Source organism: Vibrio sp. 10N.222.51.C5 (assembly GCF_041474575.1).
Lineage (GTDB): Bacteria > Pseudomonadota > Gammaproteobacteria > Enterobacterales > Vibrionaceae > Vibrio > Vibrio crassostreae_C.
On record NZ_JBFRUJ010000040.1, the window covers coordinates 53148 to 63256 of the forward strand.

A 10109-nucleotide genomic window follows, 5' to 3' on the forward strand; every position below is an offset into this window, starting at 1 on the left:
ATTTGTTATCTTTGCCATAGCGGTTTAGAAGGCTTAGATGATGGACTTTGCCATTTCTTTGAGGCTTTTCTTTTAGAATGGTTGGTATGTACTTTTTGATTTGTGGTTTTAGGGCTCTCATGCAGCGTAGGTTCATCTTGTGCAGAAATGATTTTCTCTTGAAGAGTCGATGATTTTTCTTTTTCGTGAACAGTGGATACTGAGGGATTTAGGTCGTCGTTAGCCTTCCTTAGCTTTGAAAGCTCAGTATCCAATTCTTCTATTTGAGTATCTTGCTCTTTTATTGTTTCACAGGCTTGTGTGTACTCTGGCTCTATTTTCTTTAACCTCTCCAACTCTTCGATCTTGTTTTGGCTTTCAGTAATAAGAAGATCAACCATTGCCTTGATCGAATACCCATTACTTTTGGCTAATTGGACAGCGATATTGTACGAATTTTCAGAAATGGATATGTTGATTTGTTTATTATCCTTCCTACTCTTTTGAGCACGCCAAGCACTACTTGCTTGCTGTAACAGTAACTTATTGTCACTTATCGATTCATTTAAATCTTTTAAGTATTCTATTGCTGAGGCTGTACTTCTGGATGCTGAATTGGCTAAACCGGTATCCCAAAGAATCTTTTTTTTGATCAAATATTCTGCTGCCCACTCTTCTTGTTTCAGAGAACCAGTTAACCAGCTTTTAGCATTACTTCTACGTCCCATACTCATAACACCATTTATAAACACAGCTCATACTTTGCCACAGTAATGGAATACCGTTCGTGACTTAATCACCAGAAATAGTCATTACGCATTTCCGCACCGTGTAATGTGATACAGTATTTGAACTCTAAATACCTACTGGTAAAATTAGGAATATTGATGGATTACGCCATGAAAGAGGTCGAAATACTCTCAAGAGCTTTGCTGTATATCGATGAGAATAGCCAGAAGTTTGAAGCATCACCAGAAGCTAAAATGCTCTGGATTAAACTACTTATTCTTACTCGGTGTGATAATTGGCAAACGACACTCGCTAGTCGTGAGTTGTGCTCATGCCTGCGAATAAGTAGCAGTACTTTTACTAAATCAGTTAAGCAGCTAGAGAAAGTAAGACTGCTTTGTAGGGATTCATTTGAGACAAGTAAGGGTGGGAACAGCTACCGATACCATGTCACTCTTCCACGTAATCGTAATGCTAAAGGTATGCACGTGAGCGCTCCCTTTTTAAAGTTGAGTTCGACATTTATTCATTATGAAGGTTTGTTAAACAATGCAAAAAAACCATCACTAGCTAATAAACTGGTTTTTCTTGTTCTGCTGCATTTTAGTGATGACTTTGGCCATGTATCTGAATTTGGACGTGCAAAAATCGCCGAAATTACCGGTATGAATAAAGAAAGAGTGAAATCGCACGTTGAACGATTAAGTTCATTAGGGCTTATTCACAAGGTTGAACCCGGTGGCACTATCCCTCAACTGATGGGGAATGTATCAACACAGTACTATCTAAATATCTGGCACTCAGCATTTCAAAAACAAGTTCACGGAGATCGCCTCTCTCAGCAAAATCTGATTATGACAGCGAGCTTGTCAGAGGTGGTCATTTCTTCGGTGATAAGCCAAAAGTCAATGCACAATCAAACAGAGCCCCCTCTCAACGCATTTTACGAATCATCTTTAATTGCATCCGTGGAAGTCAGTATTGATGCCTGCCGAGTAAGACACTTCTTTAAAGGAGAAAATGGAAAGCTGCTGGCTGGTCATATAGAGCTTAGAGTGAATGATATTGCCTCTTACTTGCTAAACCAGCACTGGGACGCGATTGATGGTAGCTCTCTTATTTCAGGAAAGGTACCAGATAAATTGTTATCCGATGATGACCTTGTTGATTCAATAGCAGACAGGTTTCTACCAAAGTCTGTGATGCATCATCATAAAAAAAATACAGACTTCCAATGCAATTACAATGAAGACTCCTTAGTTAATGAAGCTTTGGACACTGAAGTTCATGATATCGATGTTGTAGCCGGAGCAAAGGAGCTGGTTGATCTAGTTGTACATATGGCATGGGCTAAAGCTATCGAAGCCAAAAATGTGATTACTGTGAACAGAGAGCTCTCTGATAATTTACCAGAACAAGGCACTTACAAAGTCCTACCATACTCAGCAAGGGGAAATGGGATTGATATAATTTTAAGTCATTAGACGTACTAGCTAATAATTGAATGTATTTTCATTGAAGTGCATAACTTCAGAGTGACTACGATCCAGAACACCTTAGCTAGATCTAATCTTTGGCTCTCCATCGACATGACTCCAGTACTACAGCCCTGAAAGAAACAGTGCTCTCAGTGGATTAGTAATATAGCTACTTAACAAACACTCTTTATAAGAGCATTACTAGCAGTACAACACTCAGTAGCCACACTACTGATGAATGCAGTACATGTTGTTGTGTCGGTTAAGATCTCTAGCCATAGGCAATAGAGATTCACTCACTGCTACGGCAGAACGGTTTTATGTAAATTGTTATGCATCATTCTCTTTCTATGTGAAATCAAATAACACATAGGAGAGATTTTCATGAACATGTTTCAATTAGCTCAAATCCCAGCTCAGTATGGTTCTTTAAACCAACGTCACCTTACCCGTATCAATGACATTGTTATGGGAGCCCTAGCGATCCATCCTAGAGCACTCATCGCTCGAATTGATCTACGCATACCTAACAATGGTTTGAACTCTGACAACCCTTTAGAGCGTGATGTACCGACCTGCTATGTGAATACCGATGTTGATTTGATGAAACGGTTTATAGCCTCTTTGAAAACTCAGATGCATTTCGACCAGATGAATAAAGCCAGACAAGGGAAGCGTATCTACCCGTGTCCGTTAAATTACGTTTGGGTAAGGGAACGTAACGCCAGTCACAATGAACATTACCATGTGGCATTAGCGGTCAATCAGGATGGTTACTATCCATTTGGTAGGCTTCATTACGAAGGTACTCTTGCTTGTATGGTAAACAGAGCATGGGCTAGTGCATTAGGGCTTACGACAGATGAGGTTGAAGGGTTAGTTCATATCCCTGAGCGTCCAATGTATACGTTGAACCGTAATCACCCACCAGCACGATTTCAGAAAGACTTAGGTGAGGTAGCGGTTAGGTTAGCTTACTTGGCAAAGGCTGAGACTAAGATACTTGGTGATGGTCGCCGTAACTTTGGATGCAGTAATCCAAGAAAGGGACTGATTTAAGGCAGAACTAATCTTCGAGTTTATCTTGTCAGGAAGATGTTTGATCAAATGCGTTAGCACGCTTTCCTCTGCTTTTCTTCTTGATAGTGAGTAAGGTTAGACGTCCCCTTATAGCAGGTTAGTTGTCACAAATCCTTATAACTGGGCTGTTATAAAATTACAATTAAAATACAATTGCACGCATAACAATTTGACAAGGAGTGAATTGATGCCATTGCCATTTATTGCCGCCGCTGCCGCAGGTGCACTAACATACAAATATTTTTCGGGAAATGATAAAAAAAAGACTAGTTCCGCACGGGATGTAACTGAAAAGTCATTAACTAAAGAACAAGAAAGGGAATTGTGTTTTCTTGTGCAACTAGCTACCTCTGCTGCTTATGCCGATGGTGATATGTGTGAAAAGGAGAAGTCCATTATTCAAAATTATATAGATAATGAAAAAATGGAATATCCCTCCTCTAAAAGTTTGCAAGAGTTAAAGATTAAAGAGCCATTGAGTATCGCTGAACTTCATCGGTATTGGGGAGCAATTAAAAAGAAGGAAGGGAGCTGGGAGGCTTTCATTGAGGAAGTCATCAGCGCTAATGACCAGCATACTCATTGTGAAAAAGCATTTTTATTCAGAATGAAGTTAATGTTTGAAGGTTTACCGGATCAACAGTTGTTCATGTTAACCGATGAGGAACCTCGAAGCACATTATCCCTAGACTATATAAACGTTGACTCATTGCCAGAGAATTATGTGATAAACAGTTCAGTGGTCGGTGAGTTTTTGATAGAGCACCCAGCACAAGCTCGATGCGAGCAAAGAGAGTTGATTTCAGTATCAAATTTTTTTGATGATTCATTTTTGACCAGCCAAGATACTGAATTAGTCAATGCAGCTCGTTTAGCAGGTGCTAAGAAAGTAACCATATATTCTGGTAGCAAACGCTCTGAAAGTATTTCCACGGATAAAGAGTTAAGAGGGAAAGCAAGCATTGGCCCACAATCTGGCCATCTAGTTTCAGATGTGGGAGCTTCTAATGCTTATTCGAGTGCAGATAAAAAAGTGGTTGTTTATGAGTTTGAAGGCAATACCACAAGCGCTATGACTCGGCTGAAGTCTATGTTTACTTCACCAGAAAAAGAGTTACTCCGACGGTCTACATGGTTGCAAAATGATGAAGAACTCACTGAATTCGTGAAAGGGTGTTTTAGTGATAATAAACTGACTTACTTTAAAAGAGAGTTCAGTACCGAACGTCAAAAAAATATTATTAATTCTGCAATGATGGCTGCTGATTGTGACTTGGTGAAAGTGTCAGCCGAAGCTAAGAGCTCACTGCAAGAAAAAGGTAAATTCTACGAAGAGTCAGTGAAAAAATACGAGGTAGCTTTTGTTTAAGCAAAGTATGGGTTTGAGGCGTAGGGCGTGTTGACCAGCAAACGTTGCCCGAAGGGGACGAATAAAAGCGTTTTACTCTTTGGTGAGAGGGTTTACTTAGAATGACTAGGCTACTTCCCCCTCGCTGCGATTAAAACTTTTTATCTCGAACTAAATTCAACTGGGAAAGGTTATATTGTAGATTTTTAGTGTGGACGTCCACACTAAAAATCTAGAGCATTCTCAGAGCAGTTATAATTAGTTTGTGCTTAAAAGCGTGTTTGAACATAAAAATAGGTAGGTAATTGCCTCTTTTAATCAACTTCACACATTCGAGTTAAGCGGCAGTTTGAAGATGGATTGGGTGTTGTCTTTTTTGTATTCACAGAATTAACTCCCTAAAGTCATTATCAATATCATCTTGTGTCACACCAATGTAGCGCAGTGTGACACCTTCTGAACTGTGGCGAAGCATACGCATCACCCGCGCAATATCTTTGGTGCTTTTGTAGAGGTGGTAGCCTCTGGTCTTTCGCATTGAGTGAGTCCCCAACGGAAAACTAATCTCTTCACCAATCGACGAGAACGCTTGGCTAACCGCTCGACGACTCAATGGGTTGGCAGCTTTGTTCATCGCTTGTTGGTTTCGGTAAGATTGAAATAGGTAAATGTGGTGTGGATTCTCCTTTTTAATGCGGAGGATGATTTCTAAGCTTCTTGGGTTTAATGCAATCTGGGCCACTTTGCCCGTCTTTGACTCACGGATGGTTAAACGGTCTTCTTCGATGTCACTGAACTTAATCGCCAGTAAATCAGAAATCCGTAAAGCGAGATTGATACCCACATTCCAGATATCTGACATTTGCTTACTATGCCGTATTTCTAATAAGTGGCCGATGAGCTGGATAGTGTCACGGTTTTTCACCGCTTGAACTTCTGCCATAACGCAGCTTCCTTTTTTCGATGAAAATGATGATTAGAGGAACTTCAAAGCAAGCCAGAAACGAAAAGCCTTGTTCCATAAGGGTTGGCAAGTTCCCAAATTGCTAAAATGGGAACTTGGATGCTTTTCAGCTCTTGGTGACTTTGATTTGGTCAAACACACCATCAGATAAATACTCCAAAAAGTTACCTTCCCATGTTCGATAGAAAGATTTCACTTCTCGATGTGCTAAAGCGCAAGGTGCTAAAAACATCTGCCTGAATATGTTGCTCTCAATATTGAAATCAAGCTCGACGGCTAGCTCTGGATAGACACCTCCAGAATAGGCAAAATCGGTGATGTAACAGAGTCGCCATTTATCGCCGTCATTACGGATCATGATTTCTACTGGATGATGCCCACCAGCTTCAGCGTTATAGCTTGTATCACGAAAGTTAATGGTTAAGGTATCTGAATAGTAATCAAGACTCGCCTCCTGAACCTGCTTAGTAATAGCGTTATGAAAGCGAGTTGAGATAGGCAGCACACAAGGGTGAAACTGCATCGTTTGAATTTTGGTTGCGGCTGGCATGGTATGCCTCCTTGGTTAGTGGTTATGCGATAGATGATTCAGTGGGCGTGTCGACATTGACGAGTGTTGCTTGGATACCGTCAAAGGAGCCTTGTTGGATTTGCTTGAGGAAAGACCGTTCATAGCTTTGATATAGACTGGTTACTTGTGGCTGGTGGAGTTCACAGCATTCAATGTCCGGTTGATAGAACCATCCACGTAAGAAATTGAAGTAAAGCTCGACCTCCAGCTTTTCGGTTTGCTCATCTGAGTAAGCAAAGCTAGTCACAAAGACGATGCTCCAATGACTACCGTTTGATTGGTTTGTTGATCTATTGAGTTGGATCTCTACAGGATGAAAACCACTACGATCTTGGTAGTAGTTCGATACTCGAAAGTTAAGGGCGATACGTGTAGCAAAGGTCGGGACATCTAATTGCTCAACAAGAGCATTAAGGTATTCCACCAGCAGTCGATGCGGTGTGGTTTGGCTCATAGCAAACCTCGCTCAGCAAAAGACACACATTGCTCACCTACGACGACATGATCCAATACTCGGATATCAACCAATGCTAAAGCATCAGAGAGACGTTGAGTGATCCTACGATCTGCTTGTGAGGGCTCAGGCAAGCCAGATGGATGATTGTGACCAAAGATCACCGCCGCCGAGTTGAGTAGTAATCCTTCTTTAACGACTTCTCTTGGATAGACGCTAGCGGCATCGATGGTGCCAAAGAACATCTCCTTGTATTCAATTAGTTGGTTTTGATTATCAAGAAACATCACGGCAAACACTTCTCTGTCGTAATGCGCCAGTTTCATCTGTAGATATTGCTTAGTGTTTTCAGGGCTGGTGAATGAGCCAGCCCGAGCATACTTGGCTGCGAGCATAGTTGCAGCGGTCTCTAGGATTTGACGAAGCTCTGTAGGTTCGTTTGGCGTGTAATGATTTGAATGCATGTACTTTCCTTCTTGTGCGTTAAAGGTATGTGCATCCAAGTAATATGTGGCTAAAAAATAATGGAATCCCTCCCCATAGAAGCAGCCCAACTACGCTGGGCCGCTTTAGGTTATGGTCGCTGTTTATCTTGTTGTTTAGCCCAGTTGTAACCACTCACAACGCCATAGATGAACAACTCTATTAGTGTCTTAGTAGGTTGGTGGGGATTCACCATTCGCCTCCTTGTTTATGTGGTACAAGCCTGCGCCAACGATAAAGCCAGCAATAAAAACAAATGGCATAAGTGCCTCCTGCTTAGTTTGATTTTAAGAAAAGTGCATAAATGGAAACCTGCGACTAGCTGGCTTCAGAAAGGTAATGTGTGGTTGAAAAAAGTTGGAGTGTGGTGATTTACGCAGTGAAGTAATTAACTGCACATTCTCGTTATCTCATGAGTTGAACTAACCGGAATTCATCATGAGATTAATCAAACTAAAAGAAGTCATGTCCTTAACCAGCCTTGCACGATCTACTATCTACAAGTACATGAGCGAAGGCCAATTTCCAAAAGCAGTGTCATTAGGTTGTCGTTCAGTGGCATGGGTAGAAGAAGAGGTGACAGATTGGGTGTTAGAGCGAATTGGTGAGCGAGATAGCACTGAGTAAGACATGGTATAGAAGGAGGCTGTAATGGCTTCCTTCTATGCGTATTTTCTAACAAGCTTTTGCCCCAAAACGAGTTTCGGGGAATTGACGAATGAAGGCTTATTAGAATTCTTCTTGAATTCTGGTCAGTGCCTTCAGATCATTTAGAGTATCTTCTGCATCTATAATTTGACCATCGAAGCTTGATAGGTAAAAGGTTTGAGCTTTATCGCCGCTAGTATGAACCTTCATACCACCAACGACAGGTGTAAGGGATGGTACTTGTGCATATTCCAGTTTGCCACCCAGTAAATCCTCGAACCCTTCCTTTAAACCTAAGTCATCACCTAAAACCCCGATCTTCCTAGCTAAATGGTCACCACCCTTATCAATATAGACTACCCAGTGAACACTTTCACCGTTTAAATCAGATTCAGCGAGATTGTAAAAATCATAGTGATCATTTGACATTACAGGTGTTGTCTCACCAGTTTCTGGGTTAATTGAGCTAAGACTCTTGGTGCTTGAATAAGCCTCATTACTAGAGGGTTTAACTAAAGTGAAGATTTCACCATTCTGTTCGTAAACTCGATCATTGCCATAGAAGTCTATCGAGCCGACGTTGTCACCGTAGTTGCTGTTTGAGCTTAAGTCTGTAATCGTAGTTCGATCTTTCTTTTCGTAAGTAAATGCCCAATCACCAATCAAGTCAGCATGTACGATGAAATCCATAGTGGTATGGTAATAGTTCATTACTCCGTCATTATACAAGCCTACTGCGGTGTAATTCTGTGGCTCACTATCATAGTAAACATCACCAATACCAACGATGATTGTTTTATCACCGTCAGTGGAGTAAGTGATGTAACTCTCAGGTTGACCAGCTCTCTCTCGCTTGAAATTAAGCTCAACCAGTGTTTTCACGTCACTAATGTTCTCATCGTACTCCATCAACCATGATCGTCTTTCAGGATGGATGTGTCGGATGAATCGTAAAGTGCCATTCTTATCAACTGACATGCCTGAGTTGATTACATGAATGCTGTGATCATCGTCATCATTGCCCCTAGCAATACATTCGATACCACCGCCTTTTTCGCTGTTGTGCATTGGGACTTTAAGGATTACGCATGAATCCACAAGTGATACATCACCACTACCATCAGCTTTCAGCTCAAACCCAATAAATGCACCTTTAAGGAAGAGGTTGTTCTGGCTTGCTACTGTTTCTTCTATTTCACATTTGGTTGCACCCGCAACGTAGTGAAAGTCGAAGAGGTTAGAGATGTCTGGTTGGTTATGTCCTTGCTCGCCTACTTGAGTGAAGTAATCACCACAAGTTTGGATATCCGAAGAACGAGCACCTGTTTGAGCTTGCTGCATAAAAACAACAGCATCTTTGGTGTTTACGTTGGCAATGCCTCTTGTATCTTGATTGCCTGAGTCTGAACCGCCATCACATCCTAATAATAGTGCTGATGCGGTGATTAAAGTTAGTTTTTTCATTGATTGAATCTATCGTTTTATAATGGTTTTTGGAATTTTTAGTTTACTAACGTTAAGGTGTCTAGATTAGGAAATAACGGTTACAAAGTGTTATTGAATGTGTATTTCAATCATTTAGGGGAAACTAGATAAACTAACGTTATACGTTTCTGTTAAATCGTCTAAGAATTGAAAGCTCTCTAACTCATTTCTGTCCGTGCGACCTGAGGTCGTATGAAGCGTTGTTCACCGCTTAACGAGTGAACCATCTGTATCACCAGATGAACCTACGAGCCTGAATAAAGCAGCGGCTCGGACAATGTAACGAAACTTGGCCGTTGGGCTGAGTGGGAAAAGAATCGTGAGAGGACGTTCCTCCTGAAAACCACAATTCGGGTAAGTGCTAGGTAGTCAGTATGATGAACGTATGTGAATCCATTCAAGGTGCGTTATATGATGAAGCAGCGGAAGTGGTTAATACGCTGTGGCCAAAAGGCAATGAGAGTTGGAAAGAGGTTGGACAGTACTTTTTCGTGGTCGCCGTACTCTCCGCACTATAGTGGGCATCTAAGCTGACATTTTACGTAACATACGGAACAGGGTAAGCCTGTATCACTCCCTTTGGGAAAGCCTTTGTGGCCGATAGTGATGCAGGTATAGGAGGTCGGAAAAAGCGAAAGCTGCATTGTAATGATGCAGATACAGACTTATGTCTGATCACGAAAGTGAGCCCACTTCCGACTGGTCTCCCATTGCGAGAGAATTTGAAGAACTTTATTCAAGGAGAAAAGCAAATGGTGATCTCGAAAGAGATTAGTGCATCTTCTGACGGCGCTCAATGGCAGTCCATCGACTGGAAATCCGTTGAAGCACACGTATTGAAGCTTCAAATGCGTATCGCAAAAGCAACGAGAGTCAAGAGCCACTGTAAG

The 10109-nt window shown here is 41.4% G+C and carries 12 protein-coding genes; 6 read left to right on the top strand and 6 right to left on the bottom strand.

The annotated features are described in order from the left end of the window. Positions 1-5: 5 nt before the first annotated feature. Positions 6-731 (bottom strand): hypothetical protein, encoded by a 726-nt coding sequence (locus AB4558_RS13485; RefSeq protein WP_372158856.1) that lies wholly within the window; start codon positions 729-731, stop codon positions 6-8. 135 nt (positions 732-866) lie between these two features. Between AB4558_RS13485 and AB4558_RS13490 the strand changes: the two genes are divergently transcribed. The 3 genes from AB4558_RS13490 to AB4558_RS13500 all read left to right on the top strand — a co-directional run bounded on the left by AB4558_RS13490 (position 867) and on the right by AB4558_RS13500 (position 4635). Beyond that, positions 867-2192 (top strand): hypothetical protein, encoded by a 1326-nt coding sequence (locus tag AB4558_RS13490; RefSeq protein ID WP_372158857.1) that lies wholly within the window; start codon positions 867-869, stop codon positions 2190-2192. A 378-nt stretch (positions 2193-2570) separates the two neighbouring features. Continuing rightward, positions 2571-3245: an inovirus Gp2 family protein gene (locus AB4558_RS13495; protein ID WP_372158858.1), complete on the top strand. Its 675-nt coding sequence runs from the start codon at positions 2571-2573 to the stop codon at positions 3243-3245. A gap of 208 nt (positions 3246-3453) precedes the next feature. Further along, positions 3454-4635 (top strand): DUF533 domain-containing protein, encoded by a 1182-nt coding sequence (locus tag AB4558_RS13500; protein ID WP_372125293.1) that lies wholly within the window; start codon positions 3454-3456, stop codon positions 4633-4635. Positions 4636-4996: 361 nt separating this feature from the next. Here AB4558_RS13500 and AB4558_RS13505 read toward each other — a convergent pair whose 3' ends face one another. From AB4558_RS13505 to radC, 4 genes are all read right to left on the bottom strand, one after another. After that, on the bottom strand, positions 4997-5557 hold the full coding sequence (locus AB4558_RS13505) for a tyrosine-type recombinase/integrase (protein WP_372158859.1): 561 nt from the start codon (positions 5555-5557) through the stop codon (positions 4997-4999). Positions 5558-5684: 127 nt separating this feature from the next. Continuing rightward, positions 5685-6128 (bottom strand): DUF2787 family protein, encoded by a 444-nt coding sequence (locus AB4558_RS13510; RefSeq protein WP_372158860.1) that lies wholly within the window; start codon positions 6126-6128, stop codon positions 5685-5687. 22 nt (positions 6129-6150) lie between these two features. Beyond that, positions 6151-6603 (bottom strand): DUF2787 family protein, encoded by a 453-nt coding sequence (locus tag AB4558_RS13515; protein WP_372050619.1) that lies wholly within the window; start codon positions 6601-6603, stop codon positions 6151-6153. Then, on the bottom strand, positions 6600-7067 hold the full coding sequence (gene radC / locus AB4558_RS13520) for a DNA repair protein RadC (RefSeq protein WP_248384725.1): 468 nt from the start codon (positions 7065-7067) through the stop codon (positions 6600-6602). The genes AB4558_RS13515 and radC overlap by 4 nt, the downstream gene beginning before the upstream one ends. A gap of 457 nt (positions 7068-7524) precedes the next feature. Here radC and AB4558_RS13525 point away from each other — a divergent pair, with 457 nt between their 5' ends. Then, positions 7525-7713 carry an AlpA family transcriptional regulator gene (locus tag AB4558_RS13525; protein WP_372158861.1) on the top strand — a complete coding sequence of 63 codons (189 nt, stop codon included), beginning with the start codon at positions 7525-7527 and terminating at the stop codon, positions 7711-7713. A gap of 102 nt (positions 7714-7815) precedes the next feature. Here AB4558_RS13525 and AB4558_RS13530 read toward each other — a convergent pair whose 3' ends face one another. Next, a complete protein-coding gene (locus AB4558_RS13530; RefSeq protein ID WP_372158862.1) occupies positions 7816-9198 on the bottom strand; it encodes a hypothetical protein in 1383 nt (460 codons plus the stop codon). Positions 9199-9593: 395 nt separating this feature from the next. Between AB4558_RS13530 and AB4558_RS13535 the strand changes: the two genes are divergently transcribed. Both AB4558_RS13535 and AB4558_RS22035 read left to right on the top strand, forming a co-directional pair. Continuing rightward, the gene (locus tag AB4558_RS13535) at positions 9594-9737 is read left to right on the top strand and encodes a hypothetical protein (RefSeq protein ID WP_162497971.1); all 144 of its coding nucleotides are present in this window, start codon (positions 9594-9596) and stop codon (positions 9735-9737) included. Positions 9738-9812: 75 nt separating this feature from the next. Continuing rightward, the coding region (locus AB4558_RS22035; protein ID WP_408063721.1) for a reverse transcriptase N-terminal domain-containing protein at positions 9813-10109 on the top strand (297 nt) is incomplete at its 3' end.